This window comes from Pseudomonas sp. 382, assembly GCF_002759075.1.
GTDB classification, from domain to species: domain Bacteria; phylum Pseudomonadota; class Gammaproteobacteria; order Pseudomonadales; family Pseudomonadaceae; genus Aquipseudomonas; species Aquipseudomonas vlassakiae.
This window is the reverse complement of the sequence record NZ_PEMX01000021.1, coordinates 45,693-62,188: the sequence shown is the minus strand read 5'-3', so window position 1 is coordinate 62,188 and position 16,496 is coordinate 45,693. Positions and strand designations below refer to the sequence as shown.

Annotated in this window: 17 protein-coding genes; 6 read left to right on the top strand and 11 right to left on the bottom strand. The window is 63.9% G+C overall.

All coding sequences use genetic code 11. The annotated features are described in order from the left end of the window. Positions 1 to 7: 7 nt before the first annotated feature. The 3 genes from CQW31_RS21100 to CQW31_RS21090 all read right to left on the bottom strand — a co-directional run bounded on the left by CQW31_RS21100 (position 8) and on the right by CQW31_RS21090 (position 2,062). Positions 8 to 985 carry a L,D-transpeptidase family protein gene (locus CQW31_RS21100; protein ID WP_054883568.1) on the bottom strand — a complete coding sequence of 326 codons (978 nt, stop codon included), beginning with the start codon at positions 983 to 985 and terminating at the stop codon, positions 8 to 10. A gap of 131 nt (positions 986 to 1,116) precedes the next feature. Then, complete coding sequence (locus tag CQW31_RS21095) at positions 1,117 to 1,398, bottom strand: hypothetical protein (RefSeq protein WP_054883567.1); 282 nt, start codon at positions 1,396 to 1,398, stop codon at positions 1,117 to 1,119. A 58-nt stretch (positions 1,399 to 1,456) separates the two neighbouring features. Continuing rightward, positions 1,457 to 2,062: an arylesterase gene (locus tag CQW31_RS21090; protein WP_054883566.1), complete on the bottom strand. Its 606-nt coding sequence runs from the start codon at positions 2,060 to 2,062 to the stop codon at positions 1,457 to 1,459. A gap of 10 nt (positions 2,063 to 2,072) precedes the next feature. Here CQW31_RS21090 and CQW31_RS21085 point away from each other — a divergent pair, with 10 nt between their 5' ends. Further along, positions 2,073 to 2,756 carry an ABC transporter ATP-binding protein gene (locus tag CQW31_RS21085; protein ID WP_054883565.1) on the top strand — a complete coding sequence of 228 codons (684 nt, stop codon included), beginning with the start codon at positions 2,073 to 2,075 and terminating at the stop codon, positions 2,754 to 2,756. Continuing rightward, positions 2,756 to 5,263, top strand: coding sequence for an ABC transporter permease (locus tag CQW31_RS21080; RefSeq protein WP_099815318.1), 2,508 nt, complete (start codon positions 2,756 to 2,758; stop codon positions 5,261 to 5,263). Before CQW31_RS21085 ends, CQW31_RS21080 begins: the two co-directional genes overlap by 1 nt. Positions 5,264 to 5,387: 124 nt before the next feature. Here CQW31_RS21080 and greB read toward each other — a convergent pair whose 3' ends face one another. The 3 genes from greB to CQW31_RS21065 all read right to left on the bottom strand — a co-directional run bounded on the left by greB (position 5,388) and on the right by CQW31_RS21065 (position 7,793). Further along, positions 5,388 to 5,861 carry a transcription elongation factor GreB gene (gene greB, locus CQW31_RS21075; RefSeq protein WP_054883563.1) on the bottom strand — a complete coding sequence of 158 codons (474 nt, stop codon included), beginning with the start codon at positions 5,859 to 5,861 and terminating at the stop codon, positions 5,388 to 5,390. A gap of 11 nt (positions 5,862 to 5,872) precedes the next feature. After that, entirely contained in the window at positions 5,873 to 6,181 is a 309-nt protein-coding gene (locus tag CQW31_RS21070; protein ID WP_054883562.1) for a hypothetical protein, read from the bottom strand. Positions 6,182 to 6,386: 205 nt separating this feature from the next. Then, positions 6,387 to 7,793 (bottom strand): transglycosylase SLT domain-containing protein, encoded by a 1,407-nt coding sequence (locus CQW31_RS21065; RefSeq protein ID WP_099815317.1) that lies wholly within the window; start codon positions 7,791 to 7,793, stop codon positions 6,387 to 6,389. Positions 7,794 to 7,951: 158 nt separating this feature from the next. Between CQW31_RS21065 and CQW31_RS21060 the strand changes: the two genes are divergently transcribed. From CQW31_RS21060 to CQW31_RS21050, 3 genes are all read left to right on the top strand, one after another. After that, complete coding sequence (locus tag CQW31_RS21060; RefSeq protein ID WP_099815316.1) at positions 7,952 to 8,749, top strand: TatD family hydrolase; 798 nt, start codon at positions 7,952 to 7,954, stop codon at positions 8,747 to 8,749. Between the two features lie 88 nt (positions 8,750 to 8,837). Next, positions 8,838 to 10,316, top strand: coding sequence for a methyl-accepting chemotaxis protein (locus CQW31_RS21055; protein ID WP_054883559.1), 1,479 nt, complete (start codon positions 8,838 to 8,840; stop codon positions 10,314 to 10,316). Positions 10,317 to 10,403: 87 nt separating this feature from the next. Further along, positions 10,404 to 10,772: an Mpo1-like protein gene (locus CQW31_RS21050; protein WP_099815315.1), complete on the top strand. Its 369-nt coding sequence runs from the start codon at positions 10,404 to 10,406 to the stop codon at positions 10,770 to 10,772. A gap of 3 nt (positions 10,773 to 10,775) precedes the next feature. Here CQW31_RS21050 and CQW31_RS21045 read toward each other — a convergent pair whose 3' ends face one another. The 3 genes from CQW31_RS21045 to CQW31_RS21035 form a co-directional block, all read right to left on the bottom strand. After that, positions 10,776 to 11,573, bottom strand: coding sequence for an acyl-CoA thioesterase II (locus CQW31_RS21045; RefSeq protein ID WP_099815314.1), 798 nt, complete (start codon positions 11,571 to 11,573; stop codon positions 10,776 to 10,778). A gap of 75 nt (positions 11,574 to 11,648) precedes the next feature. Then, complete coding sequence (locus tag CQW31_RS21040; RefSeq protein ID WP_099815313.1) at positions 11,649 to 12,428, bottom strand: CHAD domain-containing protein; 780 nt, start codon at positions 12,426 to 12,428, stop codon at positions 11,649 to 11,651. 14 nt (positions 12,429 to 12,442) lie between these two features. Then, positions 12,443 to 12,721 (bottom strand): hypothetical protein, encoded by a 279-nt coding sequence (locus CQW31_RS21035; RefSeq protein WP_054883555.1) that lies wholly within the window; start codon positions 12,719 to 12,721, stop codon positions 12,443 to 12,445. Between the two features lie 167 nt (positions 12,722 to 12,888). On the opposite strand from CQW31_RS21035, the gene CQW31_RS21030 reads away from it, so the two are divergent. After that, positions 12,889 to 13,929 carry a patatin-like phospholipase family protein gene (locus CQW31_RS21030; protein WP_099815312.1) on the top strand — a complete coding sequence of 347 codons (1,041 nt, stop codon included), beginning with the start codon at positions 12,889 to 12,891 and terminating at the stop codon, positions 13,927 to 13,929. Positions 13,930 to 14,096: 167 nt separating this feature from the next. Here the strand turns inward: CQW31_RS21030 and CQW31_RS21025 are convergent, their stop codons facing one another. Beyond that, positions 14,097 to 15,968: a SurA N-terminal domain-containing protein gene (locus CQW31_RS21025; protein WP_099815311.1), complete on the bottom strand. Its 1,872-nt coding sequence runs from the start codon at positions 15,966 to 15,968 to the stop codon at positions 14,097 to 14,099. A gap of 183 nt (positions 15,969 to 16,151) precedes the next feature. Further along, the gene (gene hupB / locus CQW31_RS21020; RefSeq protein WP_054883552.1) at positions 16,152 to 16,424 is read right to left on the bottom strand and encodes a nucleoid-associated protein HU-beta; all 273 of its coding nucleotides are present in this window, start codon (positions 16,422 to 16,424) and stop codon (positions 16,152 to 16,154) included. Positions 16,425 to 16,496 lie beyond the last annotated feature (72 nt).

Sequence of the window (16,496 nt, the reverse complement as noted above, 5' to 3'; positions counted from 1 at the left end):
AAAAGCGTTACTGCAGTTCGGGCGGGATGCTCGACACCATCGGTGCGGCGCCCTGGTTATTGACCGGTACGGCAATTTCCACCGGCATGCCGTCTTCTGCGGCCACCACGTCACGTACCATGTCCCAGTTCATGCGCAGGTTGTTGGCCAGGTCTTCACGCTTGAGCAAGGCATTGATGACTGCCGTGTGCTTGTCGACCACGGACGGGTTGCCGTGATCGTCCAGCGGCGTATGGGCCTCGAGATAAACCTTGCCGCCACTGATGCCGAACTTGTAAGGCTCGTTGATGATGCGCACCGGCGTGCCCACCGGGACCATCTTCGACAGTTCCAGCACGTTGTTGTTGAGCATGCGGAAGCAGCCATGGCTGGTGCGCATGCCGATACCGAACTTCTTGTTCGAACCATGGATGAGGTAGCCCGGCACACCCAGGGTGAACTTGAACGGCCCCAGCGGGTTGTCAGGGCCGGCCGGCACCACGGTCGGCAGGATGTCACCGTCTGCGGCGTGCTCGGCACGGATCGACGCGGGAGGCGTCCAGGTCGGGTTCGGCGTCTTCGCGGTGATCTTGGTCATGGCCACCGGGGAACCCCAGCCTTCGCGCCCGATGCCCAGCGGGAAGGTATGCACCACGTTCTGCCCTTTCGGGTAGTAGTACATACGGTACTCGGCCAGGTTGATTACGATGCCTTCACGCGGGCCCGGCGGCAGGATATAGCGGGTCGGCAGGATGATTTCGGTACCAGCGCCCGGCAGCCACGGGTCGACACCCGGGTTGGCAGCGATCATTTCCAGGTAGCCGAGGTCGTTGGCAGTGCCGATGTCGGCAAAGGTGTCTTCGTACTTGGCCTTGATCGTCTGGACCTGGCCAACGACGTCTTCACCGGGTGGTGGCAGTGGCAGTTCCAGCGCAGCAGCGGGGCCCGCTACCAGCAGGGCGGCCAGGGACAGGCAACGGGTGACGGCGGGAAAGCGCGGCAACATCCGGTAAATCCTTCGAAAGGTAGTCAAGAAGCACGATTGTACACCCGCCTCGCTGCAAGCGGGAGGCATTGGCGTCTTACGTGCGTTTCAGATGATGAAAGGTGCGCGCAATTTCGTACCTGCCATTCACCTCAGAGTTCGGGCCAGACCGGCCGCATGCCGCGGCGCTGGGCATCGAGGATCGCCCGGCAGAGGTCGCACAGGCGTCCGTCACGGTAAATGCTGCGCGATACACCGGACCAGCGCGGTTGCGCCGGCAGCAGGCCACCGCACAAGGTGCGGTCGACCGGCACGCCGAGTTCGAGCTGACGGGCCACGAGGTGGACGCGGATTTCCTGGCAAGCGAACAGGTCGAGCTGCTCATCAGGCTCGATCAGTTGATAGGCAAACAAGGACCAGGCAGGGCGCGGCATCGGGGGCTCTCGAAACGGGGGGCGCAACATTAGCCGAAAGCCGGCCCCGTTTAAAGCGTCACAGCAAGGGTTTTATCTTGGGCCAGGCATTTTCCAGCAACCGCTGCTGGGCAGCCTGTGCCGGATGGATGCCGTCGGCCTGCATCATTCCCGGCACACCGCCAACCCCTTCGAGGAAGAACGGCACAAGCGCCACCTGCTTTTCCGTCGCCAGCTGTTCATAGACGTTGGCGAAGGCCGTGGTATAGCGCACGCCATAGTTCGGTGGCAGGCGCATGCCCAGCAGCAGCACCTTGGCCCCCGCCTGGCGGGCACTCTCGATCATCGAGGCAAGATTTTGTTGCAATTGCTGCGGAGGCTGACCGCGCAGGCCATCGTTACCTCCCAGTTCCAGCACAACCAAGCTCGGCTTGTGCGCTGCAAGCAGCGCCGGCAGCCGGGCCTGGCCGCCTGCACTGGTGTCGCCACTGATCGACGCGTTGACCACCTGATCGTCGAAACCTTCGTCCTTGAGCCGGGTCTGCAACAAAGAGACCCAACCCTGGCGGGTATCCAGGCCAAAACCGGCGCTGATACTATCGCCGACGACCAGCAATGTTCCCGCCGCCGCGCTCTGGGCCAGGCAATACAGGGCCAGACCGGCACTCAACCACCACATTCGCATCGGATTCTCCATGGGCCCCAGCATTCTCGTTGCGCAGAACCTTAGCAAAGTGGTCCCCAGCGCGGAAGGTGACCTGACCATCCTCCACGCTCTTTCCCTCGACCTCGCCCAGGGCGACAGCCTGGCCATCGTCGGTGCCTCCGGCTCGGGCAAGTCGACCCTGCTCGGGTTGCTCGCCGGCCTCGATCGTCCCAGCGCCGGCCAGGTCATTCTCGCCGGGCACGACCTCGGCCCGCTGGACGAAGACCAACGCGCCAGGGTACGCGCCGAGCATGTCGGTTTCGTCTTTCAATCGTTCCAGCTGCTCGACAGCCTCAATGCCCTGGAGAACGTGATGTTGCCGCTGGAGCTGGACGGTCGGCGCGACGCCCGCGAGCATGCCCGCACCCTGCTGGAGCGGGTTGGCCTGGGCAAGCGCCTGGCCCACACCCCACGCCAGCTTTCCGGTGGCGAGCAACAGCGTGTCGCCATCGCTCGCGCCTTCGCCGCACAACCGGCAGTGCTGTTCGCCGACGAACCTACCGGCAACCTCGACAGCCACACCGGCGAGCGCATCAGCGACCTGCTGTTCGAGCTGAACAAGGAGCGCGGCACCACCCTGGTGCTGGTCACCCATGACGAGCGCCTGGCCCGGCGCTGCCGCCGCCAGATCCGCCTGGACGCAGGCCGCCTGGTGGCGCAGGTGGAGGCCTGATGAAGCACATGCCACTGTCTCGCCTGTGCGGCCTGGCCCTGCGCCAGCTGCTGCGCGACATCCGCGCCAGCGAAGTGCGGGTGCTGTTCTTTGCCTTGCTGGTGGCCGTCGCCGCCAGTACCGCCATCGGTTATTTCGGCGCCCGCCTGAATGGCGCGATGCAACTGCGCGCCAGCGAATTCCTCGGCGCCGACCTGGTACTGCAAGGCAGCACGGCTGCCCGTGAAGAACAGCTCAGCGCTGGCCAGGCGCTGGGCCTGCGGCATGCCCAGGTCGTCGAATTCACCAGCGTGGTGGGCGGCGATGCCGGCATCCAGCTTTCCAGCATCAAGGCGGTCGATGGCGCCTACCCATTGCGCGGGCAGGTACGCAGTGCCGCAGCCCCGTATGCCGAGGAAACCCCTGGAGGCGGCCCGGCCCCTGGAGAAGCCTGGGTCGAACCTCGCCTGCTTGCGGCGCTGGGGCTGAAAGTCGGCGACCGCATCGACGTCGGCATGAAGACCTTGCGCATGAGCCGGGTGCTGACTTACGAGCCGGACCGCGCCAACAACTTCTATAGCCTGACGCCCCGGCTGATGATGAACCTGGCCGACCTGCAAGCGACCGGGGTCGTTCAGCCCGGCAGCCGGGTCACCTACCGCGACCTCTGGCGCGGCGATGCCGAAGCCGTCGTGCAATACCACAAGAACGTGGCAAAGCACCTTGCTGCCAACCAGCGCCTGCTCGACACCCGCGATGGCAACCGCCAGATCGGTGGCGCCCTGGGCAAAGCCGAGCGCTACCTGAACATGGCTAGCCTGGTGGCCGTGCTGCTGGCAGGCGTCGCCGTGGCGCTGTCCGCCAGCCGCTACGCTGCGCGGCGCCTGGATGCCAGCGCCTTACTGCGCTGCCTGGGGCTGTCGCGGCACCAGGCCTTGGGGCTGTATTGCCTGCAACTGGCGATGCTCGGGCTGGTCGCCGCACTGGCTGGCGCCCTGCTCGGCTGGCTGGCGCAACTGGGCCTGTTCCGCCTGCTGCATGGCCTGTTGCCCAGCGAAGTGCCGGCCGGGGGCATGCTTCCGGCACTGGCCGGCATCGCCACCGGCCTGGTCGCCCTGGCCGGTTTTGCCTTGCCGCCGCTGGCGGCGCTCGGCCAGGTGCCACCGCTGCGCGTGCTGCGCCGTGATCTGCTGCCCGTGCCACCGAGCAGTTGGCTGGTGTATGGCGCCGCCCTGCTCGCCCTGGGCCTGATCATGTGGCGCCTGAGCCTCGACCTGCTACTGACCTTCGCCCTGCTCGGCGGTGGCCTGGTCGCCGCACTGCTGCTGGGCGGGCTGCTGTTGCTCGGTTTGCAGAGCTTGCGCAAGGCACTCGCCGGCGCGCCACTGGCCTGGCGCCTGGGCCTTGGCCAGTTGCTGCGCCACCCCATGGCCGCTGCCGGGCAAGCCCTGGCATTTGGCCTGATCCTCCTGGCAATGGCAGTGGTGGCGCTGTTGCGGGCAGAACTGCTCGACAACTGGCAGGCACAACTGCCCAAGGACGCACCCAACCACTTTGCCCTGAACATCCTGCCCACCGACCGCGAACCGTTCGCCCAGCGCCTGCACGAGGTAAACGCCAGTTCGGCACCGCTATATCCGGTGACACCGGGCCGGCTGATTCAGATCAACGATCAACCGGTGCAGCAGGTCGTCAGCAAGGATTCCGCCGGCGAGCGGGCGGTACAACGCGACCTCAGCCTGACCTGGGCTGCCGACCTGCCCGTAGGCAATGTGCTGAGCGCAGGCAACTGGTGGCAAGCCTTGCCTGCCAGCGACGAAACTCCCGGCGTGTCGGTCGAGGCCGAACTGGCTGCCAGCCTGAAGCTGCAACTGGGCGACCTGCTGACGTTCGACATTGGTGGCGAGCAGCGCCAGGCGCGCGTCAGCAGCCTGCGCAGCGTGCACTGGGACAGCTTTCAGCCGAACTTCTACATGATCTTCCAGCCGGGCACCCTGCAGGGGCTGCCAACCACGTACCTGACCAGCTTCTACCTCGCCCCCGGCCATGATCTGGACGTGGTGGCGCTGTCGCGGGCGTTCCCGGCAGTGACCATCCTGCAGGTCGATGCCTTGCTCGAGCAGCTGCGCAGCATCCTCGCCCAGGTCACCCTGGCGGTCGAGTATGTGTTGCTGTTCGTGCTGGCGGCAGGGCTTGCCGTATTGTTCGCCGGGTTGCAGGCAACGTTGGACGAGCGGATTCGCCAAGGTGCCTTGCTGCGAGCACTGGGCGCCGCGCGCCCCTTGTTGGTCAAGGCGCGGCGCATCGAGTTCGGTTTGCTCGGGGCGGCCAGTGGTGCCTTGGCGGCGCTGGGGTGCGAGCTGATTACCCTGGTGCTGTATCGTTATGCGTTCGACTTGCAGTGGAGCCCGCATCCGTGGCTGCTGCTGTTGCCGCTGATCGGGGCGATGCTGGTGGGCGGCGCAGGTGTTTTAGGCACTCGACGAGCGCTGAATGCCAGCCCACTGGCGGTACTACGGGAAAGTTGACAGCGCCTGTGCTGGCCGCTTCGCGGCTAGAGCCGCTCCCACAGGTACATCACCAGTCTGAAAGTTGTGCAATCGCTGTGGGAGCGGATTTACCCGCGAAGAGGCCGGCGCAGGCGATATTGATTCATTGCCCGTAGTGGATGCTGTTCACGTACCAGGTTGCTTGACCGGTGGGAGTATTCACCAGCACTTCGTCGCCCTCCTCTTTCTTGAGCAGGGCCCGGGCCATCGGCGAGTCGATCGAGATATAGTCGTTACGGCCATAGATCTCGTCATACCCGACAATACGAAACTTCTTGGTCTCGCCGTCATCGTTTTCGATTTCGACCCAGGCACCGAAGAAGACCTTGCCTTCCTGCTGCGGCGAGTAGGCGACCACCTTCACATCCTCGAGGCGCTTGCGCAGATAGCGGACCCGACGGTCGATTTCGCGCAGCAACTTCTTGTTGTACTGGTAGTCGGCGTTCTCGCTGCGATCGCCGAGCGAAGCGGCCCAGGCCACTTTCTGGGTGATTTCCGGGCGGTACACCCGCCACAGATGATCCAGCTCCTTCTTGAGGGCCTCGTGACCTTCCGTGGTGATGATGTTGGTGCTCAACGGCGCGCTCCTCAGCGTCGGGTAATCAGGCCCTGGCGCGCGATGCGGGTCAGCTGGCCAATCACTTCGGCCGCGTCCTCGCGGGTTGGCGCCTGGATCACCGCCAGGTCGAAGCGATCGTTGCCGAACTGCTCCAGGCGGCATGCGTCTTCGGCGAACTGGATGAGAAAAGCGCGGGCCTGCCCCTTGCGGCGCGACAAGCCTTCAAGTTGGCGCAAAAGCGTTGGTTGATGCTGGCCACCGAGCAGAATGCGCGGTGTACGGGAAGCCTGGCCGGCAGGCAACGGGCTCAAACAGACACTGGTACGTGGACAACTCATGGAGTTTCTCTCCGCCTCGCGAATCCCGCTGGGCAGCGGTGGGAGGCGTCACCGAACCAGCGCTTTAGCGGTATTTCGGACGACCCGGAAAGCGTGCCAGTCCCGCGCCCCGCAAGTAGCTGTTTAAATCGGCGCAGGCGGTATGCTAGAGCGACCAGCCGCAAGCTGCAAGCCCCAGGCTGAAATGCGTTCGGCTGGCGCTTGGTCAACGACTGACAACACGTTCCAGCGCCGTGCGTTCGCGGCTGAACGCCAGGAAGTACTTGTTGACGCTGTTGACGAAATTGACCGGCCCCATGCCGACCTGCTCCATGGCGATGCGCTCGGTCTGGAAGAACCATTGGTTACCATTGAGGCCGCGCTTGCGGGCCTCGGCGCGCATGGCCTGGACCCGCTCCGGGCCGAGGTTGTAGGCCGCCAGCACAAACGCCATGCGCTCGCGCTCGTTGATCTGCGGGCTGGCGAAGAACTTGCGGCGGATCAGCGCCAGGTAGCGCGCACTGGCCTGGACATTGCCATCGACCGAGCCAGTGTCGCTGACCCCCACCCGTTGCGCAGCCGACGGGGTGATCTGCATCAGGCCGTGCGCCCCGCCGCTGCCGCGTGCCGCAGGGTTCAGGGTGGATTCCTTGAAGGCCAGGGCCGCCAGGTTCAGCCAGTCGATCTGCTGCGCCTCGGCATGCTTCTGCAATACCGGGCGCAGTGAGTTCAGGCGCTGCCGGTCTTTGCCAGCCAACGGGTTGTGTACCCGGTACTGGCGTCGGTAGATGCGTTCGAAGGCCGCATCCTGGTTTTCCGGCGCATGATACCCCTGGAGAAAGCGATCAACCGTGGCCAACAGCATCGTCGCATCACGCCGCACATACCACCGCATGGCCTGCGCCTGCCCCAGTTGCACGCGGGTGTCCAGGCGCAGGTTCGGCATGACCCTGGCCCAGCGCTGGGCGATCGGGCGCTCCACCATGGTCAACGGATAGATGCCGGCCTGGACCATCTCCAGCACGTCTTCCACCGCCAACGTCGCATCAACCCATTCGATCTTGATCGGCGCCCGTTTACGCAGCGCCAGCTGCTGATTGAGCTGCTGTATCACCGCCCCTGCCGCGCTGGCGCTGGTCAATGCCACCGTACGGCCGGAGAGCTGTTCGGCGCGGGTATAGCTGCGCTCCCCCTTGCGCCCGACCAGCAGCAGCGGCACCTGGTCGAGCACTGGCGCACTGCTGTTGACCCCGCCGGTCAGGGCCGGGTCGAGCAGCTCGCCTGGTGCGGCCAGGTCACCTTCACCGCGCTGCAGGGCACCCAGCAGCTGCTCCTTGGCCCGTGGAATGATCTTCAGGCTGATCTGCTGGCCATCACCGGCCCGGGCATTGAGGTAATGCTCGAGGCCACGCAGGCGGTAATACTCGATACCCACCGGTTCACCCTTGATCTCACCGGAGCTGTTGCGGCTCTGGTTGACCAGCACCCGCAGCACCTTGGTGCTGCGGATCTGCTGCAAGTCTCGGGCACTGTTCACCGGCACGTGCTGCTGTGGCCCTGGCAGCCGTGCGTAGGCCTGACCGACCGCGGTCAGCCCGAGCATCAGCATCAGGGTCAGCAGGTATCGCAGCATGCGAAATCGTGTCCGTGGTCGGTGGGCAGCAGCCATGGCGGAACGTGCGGTCGTAAGAAATGACGCTAGAAGACCACGACAACTACCTGAAGTTCTTGGTTTTTTCCGAATATCACGCTTTTTGCTATGCTGGCCGCCCCGCGGCACGAGGTAGCACCATGCAACTGATCGATATCGGCGTCAACCTGACCAACAGCAGTTTTCACGACCAGCAGGCCGCCATCGTCGAGCGCGCCATCGAAGCCGGCGTGCTACAAATGGTCCTGACCGGCACCAGCCTGGAGGTCAGCGAGCAGGCGCTGGAGCTGTGTCAGCAGCTCGATGGCGACGGCCAGCACCTGTTCGCCACGGCTGGCGTGCACCCACACGATGCCAAGTCATGGGATGGCGACAGCGAGCGGAATCTGCGCCAGCTGCTGGCTGAATCCCGGGTGCGGGCCGTGGGTGAATGCGGGCTGGATTTCAACCGTGACTTCTCCCCTCGCCCGCTCCAGGAAAAGGCCCTGGAAGCCCAGCTGGCCCTGGCGGCGGAACTGCGCTTGCCGGTGTTTCTGCATGAGCGCGATGCCAGCGAGCGCCTGCTGGCCATCCTCAAGGATTACCGCGACCACCTACCGGCTGCCGTGGTGCATTGCTTTACCGGCGCGCGCGAAGCCTTGTTCGCCTACCTGGACATGGACCTGCACATCGGCATCACCGGCTGGATCTGCGACGAGCGTCGCGGCACCCACCTGCATCCGCTGGTGGGCAACATCGCCGAAGGCCGGCTGATGCTGGAGAGCGACGCGCCCTACCTGCTACCACGCAGCCTGCGGCCAAAGCCGAAAAACGGCCGCAATGAGCCGGCATTCCTCACCGAGGTGTTGCGTGAAGTGGCGCTGCATCGCAACGAGCGCATCGAGCACTGCGCCCAACACACCACTGCCACGGCCAAAGCCTTCTTCCAGCTTCCTTGACGCATGTCATGAACGTTTCTCGAGTGCGCGGGCACAATGATGGCACCTTGCCAATAATGTTTCCGCTCAACTCAGAGAAGACCTGCCCATGGGTGCCTGGCTTAGCAATATTTCCCTGAAGTACAAATTCTGGGCCGTCAACGCGGTGGCCTTTGTCACGACATTGCTGCTGGTGCTCTATGCGGTGCACCTTGAGCAACGCGCCCGTGCCGAGGCTGCGCAAGCCCAGGCGCAAGCCCAGGCCGAACTGCTGGCGGCCTGGCCTACCGGTCAGGCCCTGCCGCGCCAAGCCAACCTGATCACCTGGCAGCCCGGGCAGACCCCGTCTTATGCGGGTGAAGGCCTCGAAGCCCTGACCACTGCCCAAGGCTGGGTAGCCTTGCCGGCGGCCTGGATACTCGGCGACAACCCGCTGCGCGGCGCTCAGGTGCTGCGCCATGGTTCGCAGCAACTGGCCGTACTGGCCGTAGCGCCAAGCCTTCGCCAGGTGTTCTTAGACCGCTTCAGCAACTACGCCTTCTGCGTACTTATCCTGATGCTCGCGATGCTCGGCGCATCGCAGCTGCTGATCCGCTTCCTGCTCAGCCAGCTCAACACCCTCAAGGACGTGATGCTGCACGTGGAAAAGACCGGCGACCTGTCGGCCCGCGTGCCGCTGGCCTGTGGCGACGAAGTCGGCCAGATGGCCGGTGCCTTCAATGCCATGCAGGCCACCTACCACCGCGTGGTCAGCACCGTCGCCCAGACTGCGGCGCAGCTGGATTCCGGTGCCGCGCGCCTGGCCGCAAGCATGAGCGAAGTGCGCCATGGCATGCTCGGCCAACAGAGTGAGACCGACCAGGCGGCCACGGCAATCAATGAAATGTCGGCCACTGTGCACCACATTGCCCAGCATGCAGGCGCCACCCGTGACTTGTCGCAGACCGCCGACACCCTGGCCGGCAGTGGCAAGGACGTGGTCAGCCGGGTGCAGGACTCGATCTCCGGGCTCTCCAGTGGCGTTCAGCAAACCGCCGAGATGATTCGTCAGCTCGCCGACGACAGCCAGAAGATCAACAGCGTGGTCGGGGTCATTCACAGTATCGCCGAGCAGACCAACCTGCTGGCACTCAACGCCGCCATCGAAGCCGCCCGCGCAGGTGACCTGGGCCGTGGATTTGCCGTGGTTGCCGACGAGGTGCGCAACCTGGCCAAGCGCGTGCAGACCTCCACTGACGAAATCACCCGCATGGTCGCCGACCTGCAGGCTGGCACCCGTGACGCCGTGGAGTTCATGCAGGAGAGTTCGTACAAGGCCGACGACTGCGTCCGCCAGGCGCAGGAGGCTGGCGCGGCGTTGGCCGAAATTACCGGCGCGGTTGCCCAGATGCGCGAGAGCAATACACAGATTGCCGTCGCTGCGGAGCAGCAAAGCCAAGTGGCCGAAGAGATGAACCGCGCGGTGGTGAGCATCCGCGATGTCACCGAAGAGACCGTGCAGCAGACCGTCGACTCGGCCACCACCAGCAGCCACCTGGCGACCCTGGCCGGTGAGCTGAGCAAGGCCATTGGCCAGCTCAAGCTATAGTCGCCATAGCCAGCCTCGATTGGCCCCGTAACCGGGGCCACACTAAGCTTTGGGCATGCCTGCAAGAAAAAGCGCGAGGAGCTGCCCATGAGCAAACGACTGCCCAACCTGCACGCCTGGCAATGGCGTGGCTACCACCACAATCACCGGCACCCGACCAATCTGGTGTTGCACCTGATTGCCGTGCCGCTGTTCATCCTCGGTGCGCTACTGGTGTTGTCAGGCCTGTTCGGCCTGGACCTGGGCCAGATCGCCGTCGGCGTCATAGCCGTGTTTGCCGGCCTGGGCCTGCAGCGCCAAGGGCATCGCCTGGAAGCCGAGCAGCCTGAACCGTTCGCCAATCGCAAGGACGCGGTGCAGCGGCTGCTGACCGAGCAGTTCGTCACCTTTCCACGCTTCGTGCTCAGCGGCGCCTGGTGGAGAGCCTGGCGCGAGCGGCACAAGCACCGGCACTGATGATCAGGCGAACACCGTGACCGTCTGCCGGCTCAGCGCCAGCAACTCCCCTTCGGCACTCCACAACGCTGCCGCCGCGTGGCCGTAGCCATCGCGCGCATGTTCGGTCTCGACACGGTAATAGCACCAGTCCAGCGTTGACAGTTTCGCCGTCGGCTGGATGAATTCGATGGTCCAGGTCAAGGTACTGCCCGCGGCTGGTTGCTTGAGAAACGGCATCAGGCTCGGTGGCCAGGCGTCCACCAGCGCCAACAGGTGCGCCTCGTTGATCTGCTCTTCAGCAACATCGCGCAGGCGCACCCAGCCGCCCATGTGGCGCGACGGGTTGCCACTGAACGGCAGGCCTCCGACCGTCCAGCGCAACGCAACATGGCGCATGAACTCCGGAGTGACGCCCTTGATGTAGGGTAACTCCGGAGCCGCTTGCTCGAGCGGTGTCATCGCCACGGCGGGCGCAGCGGCAACATTGATCACCGACGGTCGGCCCGCACCAAAATTGCCCTGCACCAGCGTCACCACCTGGCCATTCTGAATGGCGCGGCCCAGCAAGGTGCTGACTGCCTTGCCCTCACGCAGCACTTCTACCTCGAAACGGATGGGCACATCCGCTGCCGCCGGGCTGACGAAGCTGATGGCCAGCGAACGCACCGGGCGATCATCGGCGAGCTTCAGACGCATACGCTCATAAACCATGGCCGCCATCAGGCCGCCGAACACGGCACGCCCCTGGGCCCAGCTGGGCGGAATGCTGAGCGCCTCGGGTTCTTCCCGCACCGCGTCGAGCAATTGGTTGAAATTCATCGGCCGGCTCCTGCCTACAGCGAAAGGTTTGCCAATACTAGCCAGCAAACGCCGACCGATCAGCCCGCATATCGGTCATTTGCCGGGCTGACGTCGCTTGAGCGAGGCCTGCAGCGCATCGAGGGTGAGGTCGGCGTTGCGTTCTGCGTCGCGCAGTTGCCGCTCCCAGCTTTCCTTGCATGGCGCCAGGTCCGGGTGATCCTTGGCTTGCAGCAACCACTGCAGGCGGTCATGCCAATCACCCAGATCGCCCTGGGCCTTCTTCAACAGACGCTGCAGCTTCTTGCCGGCATGGTCGAGCTGCGGATAAGCCTCGTCGCCGTACCGTACCCGCTTGATCAGCAGGCGCAAACGATGGCGATCATGGCCGGGGTCCTGCAGGGCTTCATGCAGCTTGTGCCATTGCTTGACCAGGCGCTTGTCGACCCGCTTGACCAGCGACTTGGCCAGCCCCTCGCGCTCCGCTGCCCGCAGAAACAGCGGGAACACATCGACTATCGCCAGCACCCGGGTCAACTGCGGGCTGGCGGCAACACTGGCGAATGCACTGTCCCACCTTGCCAGGCGCCGTTGCCCGGCTTCGGCATGGCCGCACCCGATGAGCTCGGCAGCCAGCACCTCTCGATCCCGCAGGGGCGTGGTCAGCGCCCCCAGCGACCGCGCCGCCTCCTCCAGCTGCTCCACTCCTGGCAGCCCCCGCAGCGGCCGCAACAGGCTGCGCAGGCGCCGCAGGCTGGTCCGCAAGTCGTGCAGCGCCTCGCTGTCAGTATTGGCAGCCAGGCGCTCACGGCAGGCCAGCAGACGCACCTGCAAGGTCAGCAACTGGGCAACGATATGATCGAGCAAGGCTGACATGTGACACTCCTTGATCAACGCCCGGCGCGCGACTCACGAATGTAGAAGCGGGCCTTCTCGGACTTGTGGGTGCACCCTTCGTACCCCTCGAACTGCTGCTGCGTCTTGGCACCCGTCAGCAACGACAGCGCCTTGGAATAGCTGACAGTGCCGGCGAAGCCCTCGGCCTTGGCCAGGTCCAGCTCCTTCCAGGCGGCATCGAGCTGAGTCGCGCAGCTTTCGCGGTAGGCCGTCTTGCCCGCGCAGCCTGCAAGGGCCAGGGCAATCAGTGGAAGGCAGATCCAGGCTTTCATCGGTAGTACCTCAAAGGTCAAAAAACAGTGGCTGTTCGACGCCTGTGCAACTGAAAAGTGCCCGGCTCGATATGCTTTGCTTAGCGTAGTTCAGCGCCGTCTGGATTGAAGCACAGGCAGCGATGAGTGCATTGTAGAACCATGGTGGCACAAGCCGGGGATCGCTCATGAGCAAACGCGTGGCATTGGTGTTGGGATCGGGAGGCGCTCGTGGGTATGCCCATATCGGCGTTATCGAGGAAATCGAACGGCGCGGCTACGACATCGCCTGCATTGCTGGCTGCTCCATGGGCGCAGTGATTGGCGGTATCTACGCGGCAGGCAAACTGGAGGAATACCGCAACTGGATCGAAAGCCTGGACTACCTGGACGTACTGCGCCTGGTCGATGTCAGTTTCCGCCTTGGCGCCATCCGCGGTGACAAGGTGTTCGGCCAGATCCGCAAGATCGTCGGCGACATGAACATCGAGCAGCTGCGCATCCCTTATACGGCAGTGGCGGCCGACCTGACCAACCAGCAGGAAATCTGGTTCCAGGAAGGCTGCCTGCATCAGGCCATGCGTGCCTCGGCGGCGATACCGAGCCTTTTCACCCCGGTGATGCAGGGCAATCGCATGCTGGTCGACGGTGGCATTCTCAACCCTCTGCCGATCGTACCGGTGGTGTCCAGCCACTGTGACTTGATCATCGCGGTCAACCTTAACGCGACCAACCAGAAGCAATACCAGCTGCCGGTGATCGAGCGGCCGGCAGCTTTCAAGATGCGCTTCGATGCCCTGCTCAGCTCACTGGGCTCGCGCCTGCCGTTTCGGCGCAAGCCTGCCGAAGAGCTGATTCGCATCGAGCAGGAGATCGTCGCCGAAGGGCTGGCACCGCCCAACCCGTGGCTGGCCGACACGGCCGCCCCCGAGGCCCAGCAACCCGCCGCAGCGCCCGAGGGTGAAGGCGCGCCCAAGTCAGCAACCGGCTCGTTCATCATCGACAACGTCGGGCCGGCCTCGCTGCTCGACCTGATCAACCAGAGCTTCGAGGTGATGCAGACGTCACTGGCGCAGTACAAGATCGCCGGGTATCCGCCGGATGTGCTGATCAACGTGCCAAAGCGGGTGTGCCGCTTCTTCGAGTTCTACAAGGCGCCGGAACTCATTGCGCTGGGGCGGGAGATTGCGCGGGATACGCTGGACAACTATGAGGGAGTCAAGCGCTAGGCCTTGAGTTGCCTGTGCGGGCCTCTTCGCGGACAAGCCCCACAGGTACGGCACAGCTTTCAAGAGCGGTGCCGTACCTGTTGGGCTTGCCCGCGAAAGGGCCGGTACAGGACGACAGAAAAGAAACAGGCCGCACAAGGCGGCCTGTTTTGTCATGCAACCATCACTCAGTAACGGGTGATGTCGGCAGTGCCTTCCAGTTGCTTGCGGTAGGCTGCAAAGTCTTGCTGCCCTGCACGCGATGCGAGGTAGCGGCGGATCTGCTGCTTCTCGTCATCGCTGGCGGCGGCACCTTCGTTGACGCCCTTGAGCTGCAGCACGACCAGGCTGCCGTCGGCCAGGACCACGCTGCCGTACACCGGCTTGTCCTTGGCTTGCGGCTTGGCCAGGCGGAACAGCGCCTGCAGCTCGGCCGGATCGATACCGTCCTGACCACGGGTCACTGCTTCGTGAGCCTTCCACTGCTGACCGTCGTGCGCACCAGCAGCAGCGATGGAACCGTCACGCAGGCCGGCAATCAGCTTGTCCGCCTTGGCCTTGAGTTCGGCAGTTGCCTTCTCCTTGGCCAGGTGTTCGCTGATGTTCTTGGCCACGGCTTCCAGCGGCAGTTGCTCCGGCTTGCGGTGTTCCTTGACGCGCAGCACGACGGTGGTTTCCGGGTCGAGTTCGATGGCGGTGCTGTTGGCACCTTCATCCATCACCTCTTCGGAGAACGCCGCCTGAATCACGCCACGGTTGGCGGTGATGCCCTCGCCGCCTTCGCGGCCGAACGGCGCGGAAGTCTGCACCTTGAGGTTCAGGTCCTGAGCCGGCTGGGCCAGGTCGGAAGCCTCGTAGGCAGCATCCTGCAGCTGCTTGCTGGCGTCGACGTAACGCTGCTCGACCAGAGGGGTCTTCAAGTCGCGGGTCAGCTTGTCCTTCAGGCTGGCGAAACTCGGTATTTCCGGCGCTTGCTTGCCCAGCAGCTTGATCAGGTGGTAGCCGAACTCGGTACGTACCGGGGCCGATACCTGACCGTCGTTGAGCTTGTACAGCGCGTCTTCGAAGGCCGGGTCATACACGCCTGGGCCTGCGAAGCCGAGATCACCGCCATTGCTGGCAGAACCTGGGTCCTGGGAGAACTCCTTGGCCAGCTTGGCGAAGTCTTCGCCCTTGGCCAGGCGCTGTTCGATCTCTTCGGCCTTGGCCTTGGCCTGGGCGTCGGTGACCTTGTCGTTGACCTCGATGAGGATATGCGCGGCACGACGCTGTTCGGCGAGGTTGGCAACTTCCTTCTCGTATTGGGCCTTGAGCTCGTCGTCGGTGACCTTGACCTGGTCGAAGAACGCCGACTTCTTCAGCTCGATGTAGTCGATGACCACCTGGTCAGGGGTCATGAACTCTTTGGCGTGCTGGTCGTAATGCGCCTTGACCTCGTCATCGCTGACCTTGACTGCGGCCGGGTCGGCCTTGAAGGTCAGGGAAGCGAAATCGCGGGTCTGGTTTTCCAAACGGGCAAAGGCGTCAACCTGCTGGTCGGTGACGAAGCTGCTGCCAGCGATACCGGTACGCAGCTGGCCGATCAGCATCTCTTCCGCGAGCATGTCGCGGAACTGCATGCGGCCATAACCCAGCTGGCGGATAACCTGATCGAAACGATCGGCACTGAACTTGCCATCGACCTGAAATTCCGGCGTCTGCAAAATCACTTGGTCCAGCGCGGCCTCAGAGAAGGCGAACTTGGCGTCTTTGGCACCCTGCAGCAGCAGTTTGCGATCGATCAGACCTTTGAGCGCAGCGTCGCGCAGGCGCTTGTCATCCAGCACCGCTGGGTCGAAATCCTTGCCCAACTGTTGCATCAGCTGACGGCGCTGCATGTCGGCAGCCTGGCTCAGCTCATTCTGGCTGATGGTGTCGCCGTTCACCTTAGCCGCGTCCTGGCTGTGGGTGGCGGCCTTGAAAATGGCTTCGAAACCGGTCAACGCCATCAACACGACGATGAGGCCGATGATGGTCTTGGCAATCCAACCTTGTGAATTGTCCCTGATATTTTGCAGCATGCGTCCCCCAGAAACGGCTGTACCACTGCGTCGACAACCGCGGAGCGTGGGTAGAATCCTGATAAAAGAAAGGCGCATCCGAGGATGCGCCTTTTCTTAGCAAACGTGTCAGGCGGGAACGTTTGCGGCCCGCCATCAGCGTGCTCGGACCTGGCCAAGCCGGGCCCGGCTGAAAGAGACGACTTAGTTGACGGCGTCTTTCAGGCCTTTGCCAGCCTTGAAGCCTGGAACCTTGGCAGCTGCGATCTTGATCGCCTTGCCGGTTTGCGGGTTGCGGCCGGTGCGCTCGGCGCGCTCTTTGACCGAGAAGGTACCGAAGCCAACCAGAACGACGTCGTCGCCTGCTTTCAGGGCGCCAGTCACGGAGTCGATCACAGCGTCCAGAGCTTTGCCGGCGGCAGCCTTGGAAATGTCAGCCGATACAGCGATAGCGTCAATCAGTTCCGACTTGTTCACTCTAAGTCCCCTTATTTCTCTATTGAGTTTGTTTCTAAGTATGTAATGAAAAGCTTATGAAACGTGCGCCGG